General features: G+C 62.4%; 18 protein-coding genes. 7 read left to right on the forward strand and 11 right to left on the reverse strand.

The features are described from left to right. Nucleotides 1–162 precede the first annotated feature (162 nt). The gene (locus I7X13_RS10305) at nucleotides 163–2,013 is read left to right on the forward strand and encodes an FG-GAP-like repeat-containing protein (RefSeq protein WP_198075401.1); all 1,851 of its coding nucleotides are present in this window, start codon (nucleotides 163–165) and stop codon (nucleotides 2,011–2,013) included. Nucleotides 2,014–2,080: 67 nt separating this feature from the next. On the opposite strand, the gene I7X13_RS10310 is transcribed toward I7X13_RS10305, so the two are convergent. Then, the gene (locus I7X13_RS10310) at nucleotides 2,081–2,377 is read right to left on the reverse strand and encodes a hypothetical protein (RefSeq protein ID WP_198075402.1); all 297 of its coding nucleotides are present in this window, start codon (nucleotides 2,375–2,377) and stop codon (nucleotides 2,081–2,083) included. Between the two features lie 7 nt (nucleotides 2,378–2,384). Next, nucleotides 2,385–4,286, reverse strand: coding sequence for a phosphoglycerate dehydrogenase (serA, locus tag I7X13_RS10315; RefSeq protein WP_198075403.1), 1,902 nt, complete (start codon nucleotides 4,284–4,286; stop codon nucleotides 2,385–2,387). 212 nt (nucleotides 4,287–4,498) lie between these two features. Between serA and I7X13_RS10320 the strand changes: the two genes are divergently transcribed. The 4 genes from I7X13_RS10320 to I7X13_RS10335 all read left to right on the forward strand — a co-directional run bounded on the left by I7X13_RS10320 (nucleotide 4,499) and on the right by I7X13_RS10335 (nucleotide 8,295). Further along, nucleotides 4,499–5,107: a hypothetical protein gene (locus I7X13_RS10320; RefSeq protein ID WP_198075404.1), complete on the forward strand. Its 609-nt coding sequence runs from the start codon at nucleotides 4,499–4,501 to the stop codon at nucleotides 5,105–5,107. Between the two features lie 8 nt (nucleotides 5,108–5,115). Next, nucleotides 5,116–5,757, forward strand: a complete 642-nt coding sequence (locus tag I7X13_RS10325; protein WP_198075405.1) for a hypothetical protein — start codon at nucleotides 5,116–5,118, stop codon at nucleotides 5,755–5,757. A gap of 7 nt (nucleotides 5,758–5,764) precedes the next feature. Beyond that, on the forward strand, nucleotides 5,765–6,124 hold the full coding sequence (locus I7X13_RS10330; RefSeq protein WP_198075406.1) for a hypothetical protein: 360 nt from the start codon (nucleotides 5,765–5,767) through the stop codon (nucleotides 6,122–6,124). 176 nt (nucleotides 6,125–6,300) lie between these two features. Next, nucleotides 6,301–8,295, forward strand: coding sequence for a M1 family metallopeptidase (locus tag I7X13_RS10335; protein WP_198075407.1), 1,995 nt, complete (start codon nucleotides 6,301–6,303; stop codon nucleotides 8,293–8,295). A 168-nt stretch (nucleotides 8,296–8,463) separates the two neighbouring features. Here I7X13_RS10335 and I7X13_RS10340 read toward each other — a convergent pair whose 3' ends face one another. From I7X13_RS10340 to I7X13_RS10350, 3 genes are all read right to left on the reverse strand, one after another. Beyond that, nucleotides 8,464–8,877 carry a DUF983 domain-containing protein gene (locus I7X13_RS10340; RefSeq protein WP_198067957.1) on the reverse strand — a complete coding sequence of 138 codons (414 nt, stop codon included), beginning with the start codon at nucleotides 8,875–8,877 and terminating at the stop codon, nucleotides 8,464–8,466. A gap of 166 nt (nucleotides 8,878–9,043) precedes the next feature. Beyond that, nucleotides 9,044–9,919, reverse strand: coding sequence for a helix-turn-helix domain-containing protein (locus I7X13_RS10345; RefSeq protein WP_198075409.1), 876 nt, complete (start codon nucleotides 9,917–9,919; stop codon nucleotides 9,044–9,046). A gap of 22 nt (nucleotides 9,920–9,941) precedes the next feature. Continuing rightward, a complete protein-coding gene (locus tag I7X13_RS10350) occupies nucleotides 9,942–10,658 on the reverse strand; it encodes a DUF421 domain-containing protein (RefSeq protein WP_198075410.1) in 717 nt (238 codons plus the stop codon). A 248-nt stretch (nucleotides 10,659–10,906) separates the two neighbouring features. Here I7X13_RS10350 and I7X13_RS10355 point away from each other — a divergent pair, with 248 nt between their 5' ends. Continuing rightward, nucleotides 10,907–11,929: a transglutaminase-like domain-containing protein gene (locus tag I7X13_RS10355; protein ID WP_317191560.1), complete on the forward strand. Its 1,023-nt coding sequence runs from the start codon at nucleotides 10,907–10,909 to the stop codon at nucleotides 11,927–11,929. A 341-nt stretch (nucleotides 11,930–12,270) separates the two neighbouring features. Beyond that, nucleotides 12,271–16,518, forward strand: coding sequence for a T9SS type A sorting domain-containing protein (locus I7X13_RS10360; protein WP_198075411.1), 4,248 nt, complete (start codon nucleotides 12,271–12,273; stop codon nucleotides 16,516–16,518). 118 nt (nucleotides 16,519–16,636) lie between these two features. On the opposite strand, the gene I7X13_RS10365 is transcribed toward I7X13_RS10360, so the two are convergent. The 6 genes from I7X13_RS10365 to I7X13_RS10390 all read right to left on the reverse strand — a co-directional run bounded on the left by I7X13_RS10365 (nucleotide 16,637) and on the right by I7X13_RS10390 (nucleotide 22,886). Next, nucleotides 16,637–17,599 (reverse strand): aldo/keto reductase, encoded by a 963-nt coding sequence (locus tag I7X13_RS10365; protein ID WP_198067962.1) that lies wholly within the window; start codon nucleotides 17,597–17,599, stop codon nucleotides 16,637–16,639. Between the two features lie 55 nt (nucleotides 17,600–17,654). Beyond that, nucleotides 17,655–18,998 (reverse strand): alpha-amylase family glycosyl hydrolase, encoded by a 1,344-nt coding sequence (locus I7X13_RS10370; RefSeq protein ID WP_198075412.1) that lies wholly within the window; start codon nucleotides 18,996–18,998, stop codon nucleotides 17,655–17,657. Between the two features lie 60 nt (nucleotides 18,999–19,058). Beyond that, nucleotides 19,059–19,448, reverse strand: a complete 390-nt coding sequence (locus I7X13_RS10375; RefSeq protein WP_198075413.1) for a VOC family protein — start codon at nucleotides 19,446–19,448, stop codon at nucleotides 19,059–19,061. 14 nt (nucleotides 19,449–19,462) lie between these two features. Continuing rightward, nucleotides 19,463–20,599 carry a TlpA disulfide reductase family protein gene (locus I7X13_RS10380; protein WP_198075414.1) on the reverse strand — a complete coding sequence of 379 codons (1,137 nt, stop codon included), beginning with the start codon at nucleotides 20,597–20,599 and terminating at the stop codon, nucleotides 19,463–19,465. A 97-nt stretch (nucleotides 20,600–20,696) separates the two neighbouring features. Next, on the reverse strand, nucleotides 20,697–21,290 hold the full coding sequence (locus I7X13_RS10385) for a nitroreductase family protein (protein ID WP_198075415.1): 594 nt from the start codon (nucleotides 21,288–21,290) through the stop codon (nucleotides 20,697–20,699). A 135-nt stretch (nucleotides 21,291–21,425) separates the two neighbouring features. Next, complete coding sequence (locus tag I7X13_RS10390; RefSeq protein ID WP_198075416.1) at nucleotides 21,426–22,886, reverse strand: alpha-amylase family glycosyl hydrolase; 1,461 nt, start codon at nucleotides 22,884–22,886, stop codon at nucleotides 21,426–21,428. Nucleotides 22,887–22,896 lie beyond the last annotated feature (10 nt).

Raw genomic sequence — 22,896 nt, forward strand, 5'->3', positions numbered from 1 at the left:
AGATTTACATTCGCCGGGAAAACCGGAACTATTCACCGAGAAATGGTCGAGGTTAGGCGAAGGAAAAAATACTGCCTGGCCTTGGTTAGGAGCTTTGTATCATCAAAACGGCCGCAACTAAGCTGGCCCTTTCCAAAGCAAACTTTCTTCAGTATCAATAATATGTTTACGCTCGCTACTCCCGCTGCTCGTTTGTTTTGCCTGGCCACGCTGGGTTTGTTGCTGCCCGCCGCCGCCATGGCGCAGGCACCCACCATTAGTAGCGTAACGCCGGCCACGGCCGCCCCCGGCGCCACAGTCACCATCACCGGCACCAACCTCATGGGCTTCACCTCGGTGCTGCTGAACGGCCAGGCCGTGCGCGCCACGCCGGGACTGGTGCCCGCTACCACGGCCACCTTCATCGTGCCGGCCGCTGCCGGCACCGGCCGGGTGCGGCTGACCACTGCTGCCGGCACCGCCGTGAGCGCCGCCCGGCTGGGTGTGACCCGGACTTCCTCCAACAGCAACTACGGCCAGCTGAACACCAACGCCACCAGCGCCACCGCAGCCGGTGCTTATTCGACCCCCGTGGCTGCCGACCTCGACAAGGATGGCTTGCTGGAACTGCTGGTGGGCCAGGGCGACGGCACCATGATTGACTACGAGCAGACGGCCACCAACCAGCCCTTCAGCACCACGGGCACGGTCATCACCTTGTTTGCGGGCGGCGCTACCGTCGATGTGGGCCTCTACGCCAAGCCGACGGTAAGCGACCTCGACGGCGACGGCCTGCAGGAAATCATCGTGGGCGAAGAGAATGGCAAAGTGCTGATTTACGAACAGAATGCCAGCACGGGCGCCAACGCCTTTAAAATGGGCGCCGGCACTACCTTGTTTGCCAACCCCTACGGCGTTACCACGTCGGGCACGCCCAACGCTGGTTCTTATGCCCGTCCTTCGGTGGGCGACATCGACAACGACGGCCTGGTTGACATCATCGTGGGCAGCAACAACGGCTACCTGAACCGCTACGAGCAGTTGGCCGCCACCAACGCCACCACGGCCGGCTTCAGCGCTGCCACCACCATCAAGCTGGCCAACGGCACGACTATCCTCGACGCCGGCGATGTAAGCAAGCCCCTCATCACCGACTACGACGGCGACGGTAAGCTCGACATGCTGGTGGGCAACTACGCTGGCAATGTGCAGCTCTACACCCAGACTTCGGTCAATGCCCTCACCTTTAGCTTCGTGCAGAACCTAAGCACGGCCGGCACTGCCGCCACGGTTATCAACATGAGCAACGCGGGCACCAACCCCAGCAACATGAACGGCTACGCCGCTCCGGCCGTGACCGACTACGACGGCGACGGCCTGCTCGACCTCTTCATCGGCAACGGCACCGGTACTGTGTACCGCTACGAGCAAAATACTTCGGTCGTTGCTCCTTCCATCACCGCCCCGCTGCCGGTCGTGCTCAGCGCCTTTGGTGGCCAGGCCACCAGCGCCGGCAACCGCCTGAGCTGGACCACGGCCCAGGAATTGAACAGCGCCAGCTTCGTGGTTGAAGCCTCGGCCGATGGCACCGCCTTCACTGCCGTAGCCGAGCTGGCCGCCGCCGGCAACAGCACCAGCACCCGTAACTACGAGTACCTCGACGCCTCGGCTGCTGCCCAGGCTGCCAACCGCCGCTACTACCGCCTGCGCCAGGTGGACCTGGACGGTACCACCAACTACTCACCGGTAGTAACCCTGAGCCGCACTGCCGCCACCGCTGCTCCCGCTACCGCCGAAGCCTACCCCAACCCCTTCACCGACCAGCTTTCGGTGGCCCTGCCCGGCAGTATCGAGCCCCAGGCCACGACCGTGACGCTGCTCTCGCTGGCCGGCCGCCCGGTGTTCGCTACCAAGCTGGCCCTGAGCGCCGCCCCCCAGGCCCTGGCTGGCCTGCCCGAGCTGCCCGCCGGGGTCTACGTTCTGCGCCTCACCACGGCCGGTGGCAGCATCACCCGCAAAGTAACCCGTCAATAAGCCTCGGCTTTAGCTTTAAACGAAACCGGCCCCGGCCTCCGTAAGGAGCGCCGGGGCCGGTGTTTTGCTAATTATTAGGCAGTAGCGTATCGTCGTTTTTAGCACGAAATTCTTTCGTGGCTTCCAGCTGAAACAACACAGCTCGAACTGCCGCCAGCGCCAGGATGGAGCCGCCTAGCCAGTACAGCAATCCGGGCGAGCCGCTTTGGGCTTTACCGTACTTGTCAGCAAATTGAAACTCACTGGCCCCGTTGCGTTCCATCAGCCACCCGCAGCCGATAAAGAATAGGCCCGTCAAGCTGGCCCAGGTATAGCCGCTCGACAACACGCGCTTTAAGTAGTAGAAAAAGAGAAAGCGCTTCATATGGCAGTTAGTAAAGCACTCGGAACTTGATGGTGTGTGCCACCGCGCGCAGGGCCTGAATCACTTCCTGGTTATACTGCCGGTCGATATCCGTAATCACGTAGCCGATGTGCTCGTTGGTCTTCAGGTACTGGCCCAGGATGTTGACATGGTGCTGGGCCAGCACGTTGTTGATGTTGGCTAACACGCCGGGCACGTTGGCGTGGATGTGGATGAGGCGGTGGGCCTGTTGCGCGGGCAGCTGAATGTTGGGGAAATTGACCGACTGCTGGGTATTGCCAGTGTTGATGTACTGCATGATGCGCTCCGGCACAAACTCGGCAATGTTGCGCTGGGCCTCGGCCGTGCTGCCGCCGATGTGCGGCGTGAGCAGCACGTTGGGCAGGCCGCGCAGCTCGCTTTCGAAGGCTTCGTGGTTGGTTTTGGGCTCGTAAGGAAATACATCGACGGCCGCGCCGCCGAGGTGGCCGCTGCGCAGGGCCGCCGCCAGGGCCGGCACATCTACCACGTGGCCGCGGGCGTTGTTGATGAACAGCGCGCCTTTTTTCATGCGGGCAAACTCTTTCTCGCCGAAGAAATTCTCGTTCTCGGGACGGCCGTCGATGTGCAGTGTCACCACGTCGGACTGCTCCAGTAGCTCATCCAGGGCGCGGGCCTTTACGGCGTTGCCGAGCTGCAGTTTCTCGGCCATGTCGTAGTACATCACCTTCATGCCCACGGCCTCGGCCACCACCGAAAGCTGCGAGCCGATGTTGCCGTAACCCACAATGCCGAGGGTTTTGCCGCGAATCTCGAATGAGCCGCTGGCCGATTTGTCCCACTCGCCGACGTGCATTTTGGGGTTCTTTTCGGGGATGCGGCGGGCCAGCACAATCAGCTCGGCCAGCGTGAGCTCTACCACCGAGCGGGTGTTGGAAAAAGGCGCGTTGAACACGGCTACGCCCTTTTTCATGGCCGCCGTGAGGTCAATCTGGTTGGTGCCGATGCAAAACGCCCCAATGCCAATTAGGCGGTTGGCCGCATCGAGCACGCGCTGCGTCACCTGCGTTTTCGAGCGGATGCCGAGCAGGCTCACGCCCTCGATGCGCTCGATGAGCTCGTCCTCGTCGAGGCCACCCTTCACTTCCTCCACCTGGTAGCCTTCCTGGCGGAAAAGCTCGGCGGCGCGGGCATCGGGATTCTCCAGCAGGAGGACTTTGATGCGGTTTTTGGGGTATGATAAAGTCATGGGAAGTCTTAGTTGGTACAAAAACTCATCGAAGGTGGGTAGCACTTCGTCGGCCTGAGCCACCACGGTAGGGCGACTAACGTTCTCGGTGTAAGCGTAGAAGCGATGGGCCAACCCGGCTTCGCGAATCTGGTAGTCGGTATACCCATCGCCGAGCACGTACACTGGCCCGTCCAAATCGAGTAATACTAATTGCCGGATTTTGCCGCCGTCACGGCTCAGCACATTGGCCGGGTCGCAGCCGGTGATGTTACCGGCCTCATCGAAGGTGAAGGTGTTGGCCAAAACGTGGCTGGCCGGAATGCCAAACTCGGCTACCACCGGCTCGATGAATTCGCGAAAGCCGCTGCTCACCACGTAAATGCGGTCGGCAAACTGCCGGAAAAACGCGCCGTTGCGCCGGATGCTTTCGCTCACCTTGGTTTTTAGCCGGGCAATGAGCGGGGCGAGGTGCTGTTCATTGGCCCCGAGCAGTGCCAGCCGCCGGCTCAGCGACTCCTGAAAGCCGATTTCGCCGGCCATGCCTTGGTCGGTGAGGGCCCGGATTTGGGCCACGCGTTCGGCCGCGTCAGGGCGGCCGGCCAAGGCAATATCGGCCAGCTCATCCAGCCCTTCAACCTGAGTGAAAGTGCTGTCGAAATCGAACACAAGGTAGGGCAGGGGGGCGGCGGCGTGGGGCATGAGCGCAAAGATGCGCCCGGTGCTACCTTGGCGCGGCATTCTGTTACCAAGTTATTTTAGGAAGCGGTTGCTCACGCAACTCCTAAAAGAGCTGTTCGTCGGTTATGCACGTCACTTTCAGCCAGCACATGAACGCCGCGTATCTGTCACTGAGCTGAAATACGGTATATTATCACCCGGTTTGATTTTAACAATGAATTTGCGCCTAAGCAATGCGGCTTCGAATCCTGACAAAATGGTTCACTTATGTTCTGAGTGGCACGATGGGGCTCTTTTTTGTGCTGCTGATAGCCAGTTTTGGTTCAGTCTTTTGGGTTAGGCGCGACGTGCCGGCCGGTGTCACGGCAGCAAATGTGGAGCGGGTGCGGTGCGGCATGAATGCCACTCAGGTGATGGCAGTTCTTGGGCGTCCGCTCTCCATATACTCGTATAAGGGCAGCGGTACGCACGATATGGCCACCTGCCACGGTACCGCCAACAGAGAGGGCGTAGTCGACGTTGAGGTGAGCGACACGATGAATGTTGTGGCCTTGCTGCGCCGCGCCACCGCCGACACCGCCGTGCATGCCTGCGACATTGGTGACTTCCGCGCCCACGACCGCAACACCACTTTTACCTATTCACGCCCGGTGGCGGTGGCGGGCCGTTACCCCATGCTTTGGGTCATGCTGGACTCTACGGCTCACGTATCGCAGGTTTCCGTGAAAGGGTACACCCCTTATTTTTTCCTAGAAGACGATAATACAGAGTATCTGGCAACGGCAAACCCAGCTACCAACCCTTACCGCAAGGAAATTTTGCGGCAATTATTCGGCCGGTAAATAGCAATATGAAGCCGCTGTTACTCCTGTTGCTCACACTGCTGTTGAAAGTACCAGCCGGCGCGCCGCCGAAAGTGCGCGTCACGTTCAGCCCGCTCACGAAAGCGGCGTATTTAGCGGCGGCGAAGGCTGCCGTGGTGACGAAGCCGGTCCTGACCTTTCCGCTGAAGAAGGTGCGGGGGCGCATTGTGATTCCGACTAATAGCGGCCCCAAGGTTTTTAAGGATAATCCGGTGGCGGAAGACGACCCTGATTGGGAAAAATATACTTATCGTGGCTACAGTCCACAACTTGAGTGTCATTTAATTGAGCATAGCCATTACGAATGGATTGGCGAAATACTACTTGACAAGAGCGGGCGGCAAACGGAAATTTTTAGTATGCCTTTTTATTCGCCTGATTTAAGAAGCTTTGTGACCATATCTGCGGGTATTGGATACTCTGTATTTCCCAATGAAATCAGCCTTTCCCAGTTTGAAAAAGGGCATTGGCGCGAGGTCTGGAAATTGGAGCCTTCTGTAGAGCCCGCTACATGGGAGCCAGAAGAAATCAAATGGCTTTCCAACTCAACTCTGCTGCTGAAAAAGAAGATGTGGACCGGCAAAAGCCCCGGCACCACGTTCACCTACGCCAAGCTGACTATTCTGTAAATAATTCATGCGACCCCAACGCCTCGTGTTTGTGTACAATGCCGACGGCGGCCGGCTGGCCGGTCTCAAGGATATGTTTCACAAAATCCTTTCGCCCGGCACCTACCCGTGCTCGCTGTGCGCCGTCACCTATGGCGCTACCAGCATGTATCCGGAGTGGCGGGAATTTATCAAGACGCTGCCCGTGCCGGTGGATTTTCTGCACCGCGACGAGTTCATTCGCGATTACCCGCAGTGGGCGCGGTACCCACTGCCGGCCGCGTTTGGGGTGGGCGACGGTGGCGGGCTCACGCCTTTCATCGAAGCACCGGAGATGGACGCGACCGATTTGAATGGCCTGATGCAACTGGTGCGGCAGCGGCTGTAGGGGCAGCGGGAAGTGGCCGTAAGCTATAAGACCGTCAGGTAGAGTGTAGCAAAGCATTGTTACCGCGCAGTTAATCAAATTGATTGAATTGCTGCTGCGGGAGAGATGCTTCGACTGCGCTCAGCATGACGTTCTTTTGTGCGATTCATTCTTCGGTTGACCAATCCATCATTCGCATGAAACTAACTTTCCTGCCCGGCGCACTGCTGGGCGCGGCCCTGCTGGCGGCCGGCCCGGCCCTGGCCCAGGCCCCCAATATCGGCCCGGCCTACGACTCGCGCACGCTGTTCAACCCGTCGTTCATTGAGCAGCTGAGCACGCCTACGCGCACGGCCGGCGGCCAGCCCGGCGCGCAGTATTGGCAGAACGCCGCCGACTATAAAATAGACGCCCGCCTCGACGAGAAAACGGCCCGCGTGACAGCCACCGTGGCCATCACCTACACCAACAACTCGCCCGATGCGCTGCCCTTCGTGTGGCTGCAGGTCGACCAGAACCTGTACCGCGAAGACTCGCGCGGGGCGGCCATCACGCCCGTGGGCGGCGGGCGCTTCGGCAACAACTCGCGCGGCTTCCGGGGCGGCGACTCGCTGCAGACGGTGACCGTTGAGCTGCACGGCAAGAAGCTGAAGGCCAACTACCGCGTGACCGACACGCGCATGCAAATCATCCTGCCCGAAGCCCTGAAACCCCACGGCGACAAGCTGAAAATTGACATTGCCTACGGCTTCACCATCCCCGAATACGGCTCCGACCGCCTCGGCCGGCTGAAAACCAAGAACGGCGAAATCTTCGAGGTGGCGCAGTGGTACCCGCGCATGGCCGTGTACGACGACGTGGAGGGCTGGAACACGCTGCCCTATCTCACGGCCGAGTTTTACCTCGAATACGGCAACTTCGACTACACCGTGAACGTGCCCGCCAACTACCTAGTGGGCGGCTCGGGCGAGCTGGTGAACCCTACCGAAGTGCTGACCAGCGCCCAGCAAAGCCGCTTGGCCAAAGCCGCCGGCTCGGACCAAACGGTAGTGGTGCGCTCTGCCGATGAGGTGACGCAGGCCGGCTCGCGGCCCGGCGGCAAAAATGGCCGCCTGACCTGGCATTTCAAGTGCCAGCGGGCGCGCGACGTGGCCTGGGCCGCGTCGTCGGCCTTTGTGTGGGATGCGGCCAAAATGAACCTGCCCAGTGGGCGTAAGTCGTTGGCGCAGTCGCTGTACCCGGTGGAGGCGGCCCAGGACACGGCCTGGAACCGCTCGACGGAATACGTGAAGAAGAGCATCGAATTCAACTCGAAGCAGTGGTACGAATACACCTACCCGGTGGCGACGAACGTGGCCGGCGTGGTGGGCGGCATGGAGTACCCGGGCATCGTGTTCTGCGGGGCCAAATCCCGCAAAGCCAGCCTGTGGAGCGTGACGGACCACGAGTTTGGGCACAACTGGTTCCCGATGATTGTGGGCTCGAACGAGCGCAAGTATCCGTGGATGGACGAGGGCTTCAACACCTTCATCAACATCCTCTCGAGCGCCAACTTTAACAACGGCGAGTACGCCAAGCAGCTGAACGACACCGCGCGGCTGGTACAAGGCAACATCCGCTACATCATGGACCCGGCCACCGTGCCGCCTTACACCGTGCCCGACGTGACGCCCTCCAACTACCTCGGCTACGCGGCTTACAGCAAAATGGGCTACGGCCTGTTTCTGCTGCGCTCGGAAATACTCGGGCCGGAGCGGTTCGACTACGCATTCCGCACCTACATCAAGCGCTGGGCCTTCAAACACCCGCAGCCGAAGGACTTTTTCCGGACCATGAACGAGGCCAGCGGCGAAGATTTGACCTGGTTCTGGCGCGAGTGGGTGTACAATAACTGGACCCTCGACCAAGCCGTGACCACCGTGGCCTACGTGAACCAGGACCCCGCCCAGGGCGCCCTCATCACCGTAGAGAATAAAGGTCAGGCCGCTATGCCTGTCATCGCCGACGTGACCGAAACCTCCGGCAAAACCACCCGCGTGCGCCTGCCCGTGGAAGTGTGGCAGCGCAGCGGCACCTGGACCTTCCGCTACAACTCCACCACGCCGCTCACGCTGGTGCGCCTCAACCCCACCAAGCTGCTGCCTGATGCCAACCCCGCCAACAACGTGTGGCGCGCACAGGTGCTGAAGTAGCCGCGCCAGGCAGTATTGTTTAGAAGCGTAAAGCCCCGACTGTTTTCCGAGCAGTCGGGGCTTTTATCTATTTGGAGAATGTAGAGACGCATATTTGCGTCTCGTCGTTGAGCAGAATTGTTCGTAAGGCTTCTGCGAGGAGACGCAAATATGCGTCTCTACACCGTTCTACCCGCGCCGCGCCAGGTTTCGGTTATACTGAGCGCCGCCGAATAAATACAGCATCAGTGCACGTGAGTAGCGCAGGATGAGCGGCGTAAGCAGCACCGTGGCCCCGGTGATAATGGCCACGTACACCCACGTATCGGGGTTGCCTAGCAGGTAGTAAATCAGCACGCCCAGCACCAGGAACATCGCCACGTTGAAGCCAAAGGTGATGTACATCGAGCCAAAATAGAAACCCGGCTCGGGCTCAAACGACTGGCCGCACACGGGGCACTGCGCGGGCATCTGGGCAAATTTGGTCACGTTCAGGGCCGAATAGCTGAACAGCTTGCCCTGGTGGCAGCGCGGGCAGCGCAGCTTGGCCAAAGCCAGGGCCGTCGAATCGACGAGTTCGTAGGTGTTGGTGGTTTCGGCCATAACGGGGGCAGGAGAGGTAGGCATAATAGGTAGCGAATCTATACGGGAAAATGCGGCCCGCGCCCATGCGCAAGCGGCCGGCGCGGCACCTGCCGCTTTGGTACCCCAAAATTACCGGGTGCTTTCCCCGCCTGCGCAGCCCGTTTGCGGGGGCTTACAGGACAAATCAACGCTGCTGCCGAAATGCTTCCGGCGTGGTGCCGGTGTACTTGCGGAAGTAGCGCACGAAATAAGACGCGTCTTCAAAGCCCAGCTCGTAGGCCACCTGCGCCACGCCCAGCGCCGAGTGGCTCAGCAGGCGCCGGGCCTCCGTCGTAACCCGCTCGTGGATGAGCTCGCTGGCCGTTTTGTTGAGCACGCGGCGGCACAGCGCGTTGAGGTGGTTGGCCGATACGTGCAACAGCGCGGCATAGTCGCGCACGCTGCGGTGGGTGCGGTAGTGCTGGTTGAGCAGCGCCCCGAACTGCCGGATTTGCTGCTGGGCTAGGCCGGCTTCGGCCGTGGCCGTGGCCGTGTAGTGGCGGGCGGCCAGCTCCAGGCACAGGTGCAGGTAGGACCGAAAAACCTCAGCCTGATTGGCTTTTGGCTCCGAAAACTCATCAAACAGGTGTTCGATGAGGGACCGAATCTCCGTTTCGGTGGGCGGCAGGTAGAGCACCGGCGGGTGCGTGCTATCGAAAAACGGAAAGTCGTAGAGCCCGCTGCCGGGGTAGCGAAAAAGGTAGAATTCGGCGCTGAAAAAGACCACGAAGCCACGCGTGTCCGGCGTCAGGTGCCAGTGGTGCACCTGCCCCGGCGCCAGAAAAAACAGGCTGCCCGGCCGCAGCTCATACGTCACCAAATCGACGGTGTGCATGCCCGCGCCCTCGGTGATGTAGAGCAGCAGGTAGAAGTCGTGGGCGTGCGGCGCGTTGACGTGCGGAAACCGGACCACGTGGCTTTCCAGCCGGTCGCAGTAGTAGGGCGTGCGGGCCAGCGGCCCAGGAAACGAGGCCAGTGCGAGAACCGGCGGGGGCGTACCCGGTAGGGCGGTGGGCTTCATGGCGCGAAGGTAAGTGCGCCGCTTATGCCTCCCTTTTGGCAGTGCACACCAGCACCCATTCCTTGCCCTCGCACACCGCGCAGCTGGCCGTCTGGCCCCGCGCCAACTCCTTTACTTCGCCGCACTTGCAGCAGGCGTGCGGGCCGGCCACTTCCACACGGTGCTGCGATTTGGCCAGCAGCTCGGGCCAGATGGGCAGGCCGGGCCGGGCCTCGTCGGGGGCGAAGAAGTAGGCGCTGAGGTTGCCGGTGGCTTCCATGTAGGCGCGGCGCACTTGCCCCAGGTGCTCTACCTGCTGCTGCCGTAGCTCACCGAATAATTCCTTTTGGGTGAGGTTGAGGTTGTCGAGGTTTTTCATATTGATACGGCCTTCTTCGACCAGCAGTACGGGCGTGCCTTCGAGCCAGTCGCTAAAGCGCGGAAACCACTCGGTGAGGCGGTTAAACAGCCAGTACATGGCACTAACCACGGCAAACACGATGACGACGGGCAGCAGCGGCGTGTCGTGGTAAAACATGGTGTCGCCGGCCGCCGAGCCCAGGCCGAGAATAATGCTAAGCTCAAAAATGGAGAGCTGACGCACGCCGCGCCGGCCCGTTACACGCAGGGCGGCCAGCATGAGCACATAAGTTACCACGCACCGAAACACGACTTCGAGCAGGAAGGTGGGGGGCGCGTCGGCCGTCCAGAGCAGGCGCTGCCAGTCGAAGGGCGTGATGGGTTCGGCAAGTAGCAGCATTGACACAAGCAAAAGTGCGCCATATGGGTGCACTGTTCAGGCTATCGTACGCCGAACGGGCCGCACGGTTGGCCGCATCGTACCTTTAGGACACTGCTGGGGTCTGGTTGGCCCTGACTGGCGGGCACTGTGGCAAGTGCCGCGTCGGCGGGCATCGCACATGGCGGTGGCCGCCGGGTTGGAATTGATTTGCAATTCCAATCCAGCTTGGCCGACGCCCGCCAGCAGCGACTTGTTGCCTCGTTGCCGTGAACGTTTCGTTGTTGATTACCCCCGCCATTTGGGTGGGGCTGCTGGGTGCGGCCGCGCACCTGCCGGGCCTGGGTGCCCTGGGCCAACCGGCCGCCGCGCCGCGTAGCCGCACCTTCGTGCTCGCCAGCACGGCCACCGTGCCTGTGCCGCCGGCCGGCACCAAAACCCTGGATTTGTGGCTGCCGCTGCCACATCCCGATGCCAACCAGGACATCCGCGACCTCAAAATTGAGTCGCCGGTGCCGTATAAAATCGAGAAAGGCGCTTTCGGCAACCAGATGCTGCACCTGCAGCCCGCCACCGTGCCCACCGCGCCGTTGGTGGTGAAACTCACGGCCCAGATTACGCGCCGCGAACACCTCAACCTGCGCGCCAACGCGCCCACGGCCAAACCCGCCAAGGAGAAAACCGACCCCGACCTGGCCCGCTGGCTGGCCCCTGACCGCCTGGTACCGCTCGACCCGCACATCCACGAGCAGGCCGAAGAAGTGGTGGCCAAAGCCAACGCCAAAACCCCGCTCGAAAAAGCCCGCGCCATCTACGAGCACGTGGTGAGCACCGTGAAATACGACAAAACCGGCCAGGGCTGGGGCCGCGGCGACATCTACTATGCCTGCGACGCCCGGCGCGGCAACTGCACCGATTTCCACGCCATTGTTATTGGCTACTGCCGCAGCCTGGGCATTCCGGCGCGGTTCAGTATCGGACTGCCGCTGCCGGCCGAGCGCGGCCACGGCGAAATCAAAGGCTACCACTGCTGGGCCGAGTTCTTCACGCCGGAAACCGGCTGGGTGCCCGTCGATGCTTCCGAAGCCGCCAAGAACCCCGACAAGCGCGCCTACTTTTTTGGTGCCCACGACGAAAACCGCGTCGAGTTCACCCGCGGCCGCGACATCGAGCTGACCCCCAAACAAGCCGGCCCACCGCTCAACTATTTCGTGTACCCTTACGCCGAAGCCGACGGCCAGCCGCTGGAAGTGGCGCGGAAGTACGAGTATTCCGACATCACGGCCCAGTAGTTTTACCAAAATGACTAGGGTGTAAACCCGTGATGCTGAACGCAGTTGTTCAGCATCACGGGTTTTTTGTTTGTTGCTGGCATCGCGAAAAATAACGCTGCCTAATGATACTTCGAGCGTGTTGGTGGAGGGGCAGGTGAGGAATTCAGGAGGTACAAGATGAAGCCGGAGTGAGTAAAAAATGAAGGAAAAAGGAAGATTAACAAGGGCTTAAACCTTGGCCAAACCCCTGCATCCAACGCGGAACCTGCGGCTCGGAGATATACCGTGTGGCGCTCATGTGAGGGCGCTAACTAGCCGGCCGTTGGCTTATCGTCCACTCCATTTTTTCACTGCTTATCATGAAACACCGGTTACTCTTTGGCTTACTGCTCGCGCTGGTAAGCCTGGCCTGGGGCCGCACGGGCGCGGCGGCCACCATCACCACCTCGGTGCTGAACGGCCCCAACTTCTGTCAAAACTCCACGGTGCGCGTCAGCTATACCGTGAGCGGTAGCATCGACCCCAGCAACGTGTTCACGGCCCAGCTCTCGGACGAAACGGGTTCGTTTGCCGCGCCGGTGGCCATTGGCTCGCTCACGGGCACGGCGGGCGGCACCATCAACGGCGCGCTGCCGGCGGGCGTGGTCACGGGCTCGGGCTACCGCGTGCGGGTGGTGGCTTCCAGTCCGGCCACCATCGGTACCGATAACGGTCAGGACCTGACCATCACCAACATCGGGACCGTGACGGCGGGCAGCAACTCGCCGCTCTGCGCCGGGGGCAACCTGCTGCTCACGGCCAGCACGGTGCCGGGGGCCAGCTACTCCTGGACCGGCCCCAACGGCTTTAGTTCGCTGCTGCAAAACCCCACCAATGCCAACGTGGGCGTGAACCGCTCGGGCACCTACACCGTGACGGCCAGCTCGAATGGCTGCTCGGCCACATCGTCGGTGGTGGTGACAGTGAACGCGCTGCCCACGGCTAGTGTAAACCCGGTGGCCACGGCCATCTGCGCCGGCCAGTCTATTACGCTGAATGCCAGCGGCGGCACCAGCTATTCCTGGAGCCCCGCCACCGGCCTGAGCAGCAGCACCGTGGCCAGCCCCACGGCCTCGCCCACAGCTTCTACTATTTATACTGTGACGGTGACCAACGCCGCCGGCTGCACCAGCACGGCCCAGGCCACGGTGACGGTGCGGGCCACACCAGTACTCACCGTGTCGCCCAACACCACGATTTGCGCGGGCAGCTCCACCACGCTTTCGGCCAGCGGCGCGCAGAACTACACCTGGAGCCCCAGCACGGGGCTGAACAACCCACGCTCGGCCACACCCATCGCCTCGCCCACCGCCACCACCACCTACACCATCACCGGCGACAACGGCAACTGCTCGGCCTCGGCCACCGTGACCGTGACCGTGGAGCCCCTGCCCACGCCCAGCGCCGGCCCCGACCGCGTGCTATGCTCCGGCCAATCGGCCCAACTGGGCAGCGCCCCCGCCACGGGCCTCACCTATAGCTGGTCGCCGAGTACGGGCCTGAGCAGCACATCCAGCGCCCAGCCCACCATCACCCTCACCAACACCGGCACGGCTCCGCGTACCACCACCTACACGCTCACGGCCGTATCGGCCACGGGCTGCGTGGGCAGCAGCACGGTGCGCGTAACGGTTAACCCTGCCGTGACCGCCAATGCCGGCCCGGCCCAGACGTTCTGCTCGGGCGGCTCGGCCCAGCTGGGCACGGCGGCCGCCACGGGCTACACGTATAGCTGGAGCCCCGCTACCGGCCTAAGCAGCAGCAGCGTGGCCCAGCCCACCGTGACGCTGACCAACACCACCGGCGCACCCGTCGCCACTACCTACACGCTTACGGCTTCCAGCAACGGCTGCTCCAGCACCAGTACGGTAGTCGTGACGGTGAACCCAGCCACCTCGGCCGCCTTTGCCTACAATGCAGCCTCGTACTGCCAGAGCAGCGCCAACCCCACGCCCACGGTTACCGGCACGGCCGGCGGTACATTCACTTCGGGCAGTGGCTTGAATATCAATGCCTCGACTGGCCAGATTAACCTGGCGGCCAGCACAGCCGGCACCTACACCGTAACCTACAGTGTGGGCGGCCCTTGCCCCAGCACCAGCACCCAGCAGTTGACGGTGGCTACGCCCGGCGCGGCTGGCTTCAGCTACGCCAGCGCGGCTTATTGCGCTAGCGGAGCCAACCCCACGGCTACGCTCGCAGCAGGCGCGGCGGCGGGCACGTTCACGGCCTCGCCCACGGGCCTGAGCCTGAATGCCAGCACCGGGGCCATCAACCTAGCTGCCAGCCAGCCCGGTACCTACACCGTCACGAACACCGTATCGGCCAATGGGGCCTGCCAAGCGGCTTCGGCCACCACGCAGGTGAGCGTCAGCGCGGTGCCGACGGCGGCTTTGGCAGTGAGCGGGCCCACCACTATTTGCCAAGGCAACAGCGTGGCGCTGACGGCCAACGGCGGCAGCACCGGCGCTACCTATCAGTTTTTGCTGAATGGCCAGCCAATCGGCGGGGCCACGGCGGCTACCTACGCGGCTACCCAGAGCGGCATCTATAGTGTGGTAGTAACCAACCCCGGCAACTGCACGGCCACCTCGACCGGCACCACCATCACCGTAAATCCCGTGGCTACGCCCACCGTGGCCTACGGCGCCACCAGTTACTGCCAGAACGCGGGCACCAACCCCGGCCCGACGGTTTCGGTGGCGGGCGGCACTTTTTCGTCGACTACAGGCCTGAGTCTGAACGCCGGCACCGGCGTTATCAACCTGGCCGCTAGCCAGCCTGGTACATATACTGTGAGTTACTCGGCGGGCAGCCCCTGCCCGGGCACCGGCACGTCCAGCATCACTATCAACGCGGCCCCGAGCGCGGCGTTTGCCTATGCTTCGTCCACGCTGTGCGCCAGCGGGGGCACGGCCACGCCTGCTATCACGGGTACGGCCGGCGGCACGTTTGCCTCAGCAGCCGGCTTGAGTTTGAACGCTACCACCGGCGCTATCAACCTGGCTGCCAGCACAGCGGGCACCTACACCGTGACCTACACCGTAAGCGGGAGCTGCACGGCGGCGGCTTCGGCCAGTGTTACCATCACTACCGCTCCGGTAGCCATATTCAGCTACCCGGTAACCAACTACTGCGCGGCGGCCCAGGGCAACGTGGCCCCGGTATTCGGCGGTGGGGCCAGTGCCGGTACGTTCACATCCACCACCGGCCTGAGCCTCGACCCGGCCACCGGCGTGGTGAACCTGGCCGCCAGCCAGGCCGGCAGCTACGTGGTTACCAATACCATTGCGGCTTCGGGCTCGTGTGCAGCCACTACGGCTACGGCTCCCATCACCATCAGCCCGGCTCCGGTGGCGGGTATTTCGGCTGGTGGCGCTACTGCCATCTGCCAGGGTAGCTCGGTGCTGCTGACGGCCACTGGTGGCGGGGCGGGGGCTACGTATCAGTTCCTGCTCAATGGCCAGGCCATTGCCGGAGCCACGGCGGGCAGTTATTCGGCCAGCGCGGCAGGCAGCTACGCGGTGGTGGTCACCAGCGGCAGCGGGTGCTCGGCTACCTCGCCGGCCACGGCCGTGACGGTGAACCCTGCTACCTCGGCGGCCTTTAGCTACCCGGCTACTGGTTACTGCCTCAGCAGCCCCACTTCCACGCCCAGCATCACGGGCACGGCGGGCGGCACGTTTGCGTCCACGTCGGGCCTGAGCCTGAACGCTGGCACAGGCGCTATTTCGCCGGCCAACTCCACTCCCGGCACCTACACCGTAACGTACAGCGTGGGCGGCAGCTGCCCCAGCAGCAGCACGGCCACCGTCACCATATCGGCACCGGCCTCGGCGGCGTTCAGCTATGGCGGCGCCAACCTGTGCGCCAGCGGCACGGCCACGCCGGCCCTGGGCACCGGAGCCAGCACCGGCACGTTCACTTCAACCACGGGCTTGAGCCTGAATGCCAGCACCGGCGCCATTAACCTGGCCGCCAGCACGCCCGGCACCTACACCGTAACCAACACGGTGAGCAGCACCGGGGCCTGTGGCGGCACGTCGGCCACGGCTACGGTCACGATTAATGCCCTGCCCACCAACCCCACAGTGACTGCTCAGTATAACGGCCCCACCACCACGCTCACCAGCAGCGCCACCACCGGCAACCAGTGGTACCTCAACGGCGTGGCCATTTCCGGGGCCACCGGCCCAACTTACGTGGTGAATTCGACCGCCCAGCTGGGTTCCTACACCGTGACGACAACCTCGGCCCAGGGCTGCGCCTCGCTGCCGTCGGCCCCGCTCGTGGTGACGGCCACGGCGAAGCAACTAGCCGATGCCGCGCTGCAACTTTACCCCAATCCCACGCCCGACGGTAAGCTGATGGTGCAGCTGCCCAGCCCCCACCAGGCGGTGCAGCTCAGCGTGCTCAATGCGCTGGGGCAGGTGGTGTATAGGGTGGAGTTGCCGGCTTCGTCGGCCACTACGCAGCCGCTCGACCTGAGCGCCTTGCCCACGGGCGTGTACCTGCTGCGCGCTACCTCGGCCGATGGCACGGCTACCCGCCGTATCGTGCGGGAGTAGAGGCAAGCTTCTTGCGACATAAAAAGCCCTGTCAGCAATTGCTGACGGGGCTTTTTGTTTCCTGAAATCGACCAGAACAGTCATGCTTCGACAAGCGCAGCATGACCGTTCTGGTCGATTACGCTTTTGATTCTGCCTTCACCTGCTCCAGCGTCTCCACGTCCTCGGCCGTCAGACGAAGCTCGGTGGCTTCCAGCAGTTCCGTGACCTGGCCCACGCTGGTAGCGCTGGCGATGGGCGCCGTCACGGCCGGGGCCTGCATCAGCCAGGCCAGTGCTACCTGGGCGGGCGTGGCCTGCTGGCGGTCGGCCACCGCGTCGAGGGCTGTGAGCAGGGCAAGGCCCTTGTCATTGAGATATTTCTGGCCCACGCCGGCTCCGCGCGGGCTTTTTTGCAGGTCGGCCTGGTCGCGGTACTTGCCGGTAAGGAAGCCGGCGGCGAGGCCGTAGTAGGGAATCGCGCTGATGTTTTCTTTTAGCAGGAGCGGGGCGAGGTTCTGCTCAAAATCTGCCCGGTCGTACAGGTTGTAGAGGTTTTGCAGCGTCTCGTAGCGCGGGAAGCCATGTTTGGCGCTGGCGTCCAGCGACTCCTGCAAGCGGGCCGCTGTGAAGTTGGATGCTCCGATGGCGCGCACTTTGCCCTCTTTCACCAGCTGGGCGTAGGCTTCCAGGGTTTCTTCCACCGGCGTGGTAGGGTCGTCCTTGTGCGACTGGTACAGGTCGATATAATCGGTTTGCAGACGCTTGAGCGAGCCCTCGACGGCCCGCAGGATGTAATCCTTTTTCAGACCTTTGTTGTCGGCATTCACTTCCCAGCCCACTTTGGTGGCGATGATGACATCGTCGCGCCGGCCGCGCCGTTGCAGCCACTTGCCGATAATGATTTCGGACTCGCCGCCCACGTGGCCGGGCACCCACACGGAGTAGCCGTCGGCCGTATCGATGGCGTTGCCGCCGTTGGCCACGAAGGCATCGAGCACGGCGAAGGATGTGGCTTCGTCAATAGTCCAGCCGAAGACGTTGCCGCCCAGCATCAGGGGCGAAATTTGGAGGCCGGAGCGGCCGAGTTCACGGGTTTGCATAGCAGTTTGAAAATTCAGAGAATGAGCCTCACTAACCGGAAAGCGCGCCGGAAGGTTAGCCGGCGGCGGGCTCCACGGCCACCAGCACCCGCCAGCCGTGGGCCGGTACCGACAACTCCTCCCCGGCAAAAAGCGTCAGCGTTTCATCGTTAAACAGGTCGCGCCACTGGCCCGGCACGGCGGGAATTAGCTGCGCCTCGGGCGCGATATTCACTGCGCACAGCACCGCGGCCGTGTCTTTGGTCCGGCAGAAGCTGTACACGGCGGGCGGCGCGGGCAGGCGCAGCAAGTGGCTGGCCCGGTCGCCGTTGCGCAGCGCGGGGTGGCTTTTCTTCAGCCGAAAAAGTCGGGTGTAGAAGTTCTGCAGCGGAAATTCTCCCCACGCTATGGTATCGCGGTCGAAGAATGCCAGCCGGCGGTTCAGCCCGGCTTCCTGGCCCGAGTAGAGCATGGGCATGCCCGGCAGCAGGGCCGTGAGCACGGCAAAGGGCAGCGCCAGCGGGCCGAGGCGCTCATATTCGGTGCCGTCCCAGCTGTTCACGTCGTGGTTGCTGGTGAAGTGCATCAGGTACACGCTGGGCGGGTATTTCTCGCGCTCGGCAGCCAGGTATGTGTCGATTTCGGGCAGCGTGGCATGGCCTTCGGCAATGCGGTCGAGCAGGTAGTGCAGGCGCAGACCGAAGCCCATGTTGAAGGCCTTTTCAAGCAGGCGCGTGTCGGAGTCGAACTCCTCCCAGGTCAACCCACCCGAGGGATACAGCTCGTCCCACTCGGCCAGCATAAACACCGGCTTGATAGCATCAAGCACGGGCCGGGCCTCGTCCCAGAAGTCGGTGGGCACCAGGCCCGCCACGTCGCAGCGGTACCCATCGATGTCGGTTTCCCGAATCCACCAGGCCAGGGCCTGGGTCATGTAGCGTCGCATTTCGCGGTTGGTGTAATCCAGTGCCACCACGTCGGTCCAGTCGGCCACGGGCGGCACCAGCTGGCCGGCCGCGTCGTGCTGGTACCAATCGGGGTGCTCGGCAATCAGGGCATTGTCGCGGCTGGTATGGTTGGCCACCCAATCGAGTATCACCTTCATTCCCAGCGCATGGGCCGCCTGCACCAGCTGACGCAGGTCGCCGAGGGTACCGAATTCCGGATTCACAGCGAAATAGTCGCGCACGGCATAGGGCGAGCCCAGCGTGCCCTTGCGCCCCACTTCCCCGATGGGATGCACCGGCATCAGCCACACAATGCCGATGCCCATGGCTGCCAGCCGCGGCAAATGCGCCTCAAAGGCCCGAAAAGTGCCTTCCGGCGTGAAATTGCGAACGTTGACTTCGTAGATGGTAGCGTGGGCTGACCATTCGGGGTGGGCCACGGTGAAGCGGTTGGCGTGCGGGTGGTCGGACATGAGCAGAATAGGCGGTTGGCATGTCCCGCTACGAGTGCCCACTGACGGCGGTTGCTGCCCCTACGCTTCGTAAAACTCCAGCGGCAGGCCGTCGGGGTCGGTGAAAAACGTGAAGCGGCGGCCGGTCAACTCATCTACGCGCACGGGCTCGCAGGCTACGCCGTGCGCTTCCAGATGTCGGATGGCGGCGGCCACATCGGGCACGGCAAAGGCGAGGTGGCGCAGGCCGGCAGCTTCGGGGTAGCTGGGGCGCGGCGGCGGGCTGGGAAAGGAGAATAACTCGATGACGTACTGCCCGTTCACAGCCAAATCCAGCTTCCAGGAGTCCCGTTCGGCGCGGTAGGTTTCGGCCAGCGTTTCCAGCCCGAGAACCTCGGTGTAGAAGCGTTTTGAGGCCGCGTAATCGGCACAGATAATGGCGACGTGGTGCAGGCCGAGCAAGGGCAGCATAGGCAGGTGAGGGCTTAGTTGGCTTTGTTCAGCAGCTTGCTGAGCGTGCTGTGCAGGGCATCGCCGCGCAGGTTGATGGCCACGATTTTGCCTTGTGGGTCGAGCAGAAAGTTCTGCGGAATGGCGGTTACATCGTATGCCCGGGCGGCCGCATTGTCCCAGGATTTTAAATCCGAAACCTGCGTCCAGGTCAGGCCGTCGGTTTTGATGGCACGCACCCAGGCGTCGCGGGTTTTTGGGTTGTCGAGCGACACGCCCAGAATGGTAAAGCCGTTGTCCTTGAAGGCATTGTAGGCCTTCATGACGTTGGGGTTTTCGGCGCGGCAAGGGCCGCACCAACTGGCCCAGAAGTCAATCAGTACGTATTTGCCGCGCAGGCTGCTAAGCGTCACGGGCACATTGTCGGGGGTGTTCTGGGTGAAATCGGGGGCCATAGTACCCACGGCTACCGTCATCAAACGCTTGATTTGCTCCGCAATGCGTTGGCCCCGGAGGGTGTTCCGCACGTTGGCGCTCAGGTCCTGATAGAGGGAAGCATAGCGGGCCACGTTGGAGGTATTTTGCAGCAACCCGAACAAGACGAATAAGCTGTAGTGAGCATCGGGGTGCGCCTTTACGTAATCGGTCTGGACCTTTTCCTGCGCGGTTTCGATGGCCGCGAGCTTGCCCTGCTGCGGCGCGAAAGCCGGGCTTCGGCGAACGGCTTCGGGTTGGGCATCAATCACCTTTTTTAAGGCATCGTACTGGTCCTCCAGCGGCTTCAACCGGGCGCTGAGGCGGGCGTGCTCGTCGTTGAGCGGCGTGCCGCGCACGGTGGTTTTAGTGGCCGAATCGGGCGTCGTTACTGTCACCGTACCCGTTTCCAGATAAAAAAACTCCCGGCGTCCGTCGCGCGATTGGTTGTAGGGCGTACCGTGGTGGCCGAAGGAGATATTTGCGCGTACCGGCTCGGGCAGGGTGCCCCGAAATTCGAAATGGCCGCTGCTAACGGGCACCGAATCCACCCGCATTTTCTGGTTTATCGGGTACAGCAAAAACGCTTGGGTGGCGTCGGTCGGGCCATTTATGGTGCCTTTCAGAACGTAATTCTGGGTTTGGGCCTGGGCCAGTGCTGGTAGTAGCAGCAGGGCACTGTAGAGGATGCTTTTCATGGAAAGGGTTGCGAATTGGACAGGGGAGTGATGCTGTTTCACGGACTACAGTTGCATTCGGGGTTGCCAATGCGGCCGCGGCCTGCATGTAAGTCGGCTATTCGCTCACCCACCGAACTTTCTCGGCAATTGGCCCGCGGTGGCCGGGAGCCGAGGGCACGTCGATGTAGCCCAGCTGGAAAAACCCCAGCAGCCGGTCTTCCGGCCCGAGGCCGAAAAATGCCTTGGCCTCCTCCGTGTAAGTGATGCCGCCGCTGCTCCAGTAGCCGCCCAGGCCGTAGGCGTGGGCCGAAAGATGCAGGTTTTGCACGGCGCAGGCCACGGCTTCGATTTCCTCGATTTCGGGCAGGCGCGGCTCGGTGCGCTTCATGGCAATTGCGATGACGTGCGAGCACTGCGGCGGGTTGTTGCGCAGGTTGGCGTGCTTGCCGGCTTTGTAGGCCGGGCCCGCGGTGCGCTCATACAAATCGGCCTGAAACACAGCCAGCTTTTCGAGGCCCGCGCCCGTAAATACCGTGAAGCGCCAGGGCTCAGTTTGCTTGTGGCTGGGGGCCCAGTTGGCATTTTCGAGCAGCTGCCACACGGTGGAATCCGGAATGACGCGGCCGGGCGCGAACTGCGGGATGAACGTGCTGCGCCGGGTGCGGATAAGGGTGTTGATTTGCTCGGTATCGAAGAGGGGAGAGGTCATGAGGCAAAAACAATCAGGGGTAAAATCAGGCCGTTTGGATGTTGCGCCAGCACTGCTCAACAAGCCGCCGCGCTGGCGAACTGGCCATTATATGCAAGTTGAAACAGTCTGCTCCTGCATTTGATTAGCGAAGCCTCACTTCATGGCCACTTGTTTCCAGACCTGAAAACCGTGGGGCGGCAGCGCCACGGCAGCAGCGGCTACTTCGGTAGGGCGGCCGGTGGTAGGGAAAATGGCCTGGTAAGAAAGAGAGCCATTGGGCAGCCGCAATTGGGCCGACTTATCGCTCAAATTAACCATGACTACCACAGCCGCACTGCCCTTGCTTCGTTCAAAAACCACGGTTTGCGGCGGGCTGGACAGCAACCTGAATTTCGATTTTGCATCGAAATTGGCCAATGCTGGGTGCTGCTTTTTCAGCGTCAGCAGCGTGGTGTAAAAATCCTGCAGCGGATAATTGCCCCACGGAATGGTGTCCTTGTCGAAGAAGCGCAGGCGGCGCTTCATGGCGGCTTCCTGGCCGTTGTAGAGCATCGGGATGCCGGGCCAGAGCATGGTGAGCACGGCTTCGGGCACGGCATTTTTGCCAAGGCGCTCATACTCGCTGCCGTCCCAGGCGTTGATGTCGTGGGTGCTGGTGAAAGTCATCAGGTTTACGCCCGCCGGGTATAGTTTCCGCTCGGCGGCCCAGTAGTGGGCCAGCTCGGCGGTGGGCTTCTGCTGGCGGCCCAGGCTGTCGAGCAGGCCGTGCAGGCGCAGGGCGTAGGTGGCGTCGAAGGCCTTTTCGAGCAGGCGGGTATTGGGGTCGAATTCCTTGCGGGAAATGAACGTGGGCGGGAACAGCTCGTCCCACTCGGCCAGCATGAACACCGGTTTTATCTTTTCCAACTCGGCTCGCGTGGTGTTCCAGAAATCAGTGGGCACCAGGCCGGCCACGTCGCAGCGGAAGCCGTCGAGGTCGGCGGTTTTCACCCAGTAGGCCACGGTTTCGGTCATGTAGCGGCGCAGGGCGGGCTTGGAGTAGTCGAGGTCGATAACGTCTTGCCAGTCGGCCACGGGCGGGCGGAAATTGCCTTTCGCGTCACGGGTGTACCAGTCGGGGTGCTCGGTGGTGAGGTTGCTGTCCCAGGCGGTGTGGTTGGCCACCCAGTCCAGAATAACGTGCATGCCAAGGCGGTGGGCGGTGCTCACGTAGTGCTGCAAATCGGCCAGCGTGCCCAGGTCGGGGTTCACGGCGCGGTAGTCGCGCACCGAGTAAGCGCTGCCCAGCGTGCCCTTGCGGTGGCTGCGGCCGATGGGGTTGATGGGCATCAGCCAGAGAATGCCCACGCCCATTTTTTGCAGGCGCGGCAAGTCGGCCTCCGCCGCCCGAAACGTGCCTTGCGGCGTGTACTGGCGCACGTTTACCTGATAGATGGTGGCGTGGCGCGCCCACTCCGGATGTCGAACGGTGAAGGCCGCCAAATCGGGCGCAGCAACCGGCGCGGCGGCCGTGTCCGCTTCGGGCTTCGGCTTAGTGCCAGACTGACAAGCCCCCAGCAGTAGCAGGGGCAAAAGCAGCACCCGCAGCGGGCGGAAAGAGGCAGGGTAGGTCATGGCGCAAGGT

Source organism: Hymenobacter negativus, assembly GCF_016056375.1.
Taxonomy (GTDB): domain Bacteria; phylum Bacteroidota; class Bacteroidia; order Cytophagales; family Hymenobacteraceae; genus Hymenobacter; species Hymenobacter negativus_A.

Excerpts from the sequence above, each read along its gene's own strand:
- I7X13_RS10310 (WP_198075402.1), bottom strand. The coding sequence starts at position 2,377 with ATGAAGCGCTTTCTCTTTTTCTACTACTTAAAGCGCGTGTTGTCGAGC.
- I7X13_RS10325 (WP_198075405.1), top strand. The coding sequence starts at position 5,116 with ATGAAGCCGCTGTTACTCCTGTTGCTCACACTGCTGTTGAAAGTACCA.
- serA (WP_198075403.1), bottom strand. The coding sequence starts at position 4,286 with ATGCCCCACGCCGCCGCCCCCCTGCCCTACCTTGTGTTCGATTTCGAC.
- I7X13_RS10375 (WP_198075413.1), bottom strand. The coding sequence starts at position 19,448 with ATGCTGCCCTTGCTCGGCCTGCACCACGTCGCCATTATCTGTGCCGAT.
- I7X13_RS10320 (WP_198075404.1), top strand. The coding sequence starts at position 4,499 with ATGCGGCTTCGAATCCTGACAAAATGGTTCACTTATGTTCTGAGTGGC.
- I7X13_RS10365 (WP_198067962.1), bottom strand. The coding sequence starts at position 17,599 with ATGCAAACCCGTGAACTCGGCCGCTCCGGCCTCCAAATTTCGCCCCTG.
- I7X13_RS10385 (WP_198075415.1), bottom strand. The coding sequence starts at position 21,290 with ATGACCTCTCCCCTCTTCGATACCGAGCAAATCAACACCCTTATCCGC.
- I7X13_RS10390 (WP_198075416.1), bottom strand. The coding sequence starts at position 22,886 with ATGACCTACCCTGCCTCTTTCCGCCCGCTGCGGGTGCTGCTTTTGCCC.
- I7X13_RS10340 (WP_198067957.1), bottom strand. The coding sequence starts at position 8,877 with ATGGCCGAAACCACCAACACCTACGAACTCGTCGATTCGACGGCCCTG.
- I7X13_RS10330 (WP_198075406.1), top strand. The coding sequence starts at position 5,765 with ATGCGACCCCAACGCCTCGTGTTTGTGTACAATGCCGACGGCGGCCGG.
- I7X13_RS10345 (WP_198075409.1), bottom strand. The coding sequence starts at position 9,919 with ATGAAGCCCACCGCCCTACCGGGTACGCCCCCGCCGGTTCTCGCACTG.
- I7X13_RS10335 (WP_198075407.1), top strand. The coding sequence starts at position 6,301 with ATGAAACTAACTTTCCTGCCCGGCGCACTGCTGGGCGCGGCCCTGCTG.
- I7X13_RS10360 (WP_198075411.1), top strand. The coding sequence starts at position 12,271 with ATGAAACACCGGTTACTCTTTGGCTTACTGCTCGCGCTGGTAAGCCTG.
- I7X13_RS10370 (WP_198075412.1), bottom strand. The coding sequence starts at position 18,998 with ATGTCCGACCACCCGCACGCCAACCGCTTCACCGTGGCCCACCCCGAA.
- I7X13_RS10350 (WP_198075410.1), bottom strand. The coding sequence starts at position 10,658 with ATGCTGCTACTTGCCGAACCCATCACGCCCTTCGACTGGCAGCGCCTG.
- I7X13_RS10305 (WP_198075401.1), top strand. The coding sequence starts at position 163 with ATGTTTACGCTCGCTACTCCCGCTGCTCGTTTGTTTTGCCTGGCCACG.
- I7X13_RS10380 (WP_198075414.1), bottom strand. The coding sequence starts at position 20,599 with ATGAAAAGCATCCTCTACAGTGCCCTGCTGCTACTACCAGCACTGGCC.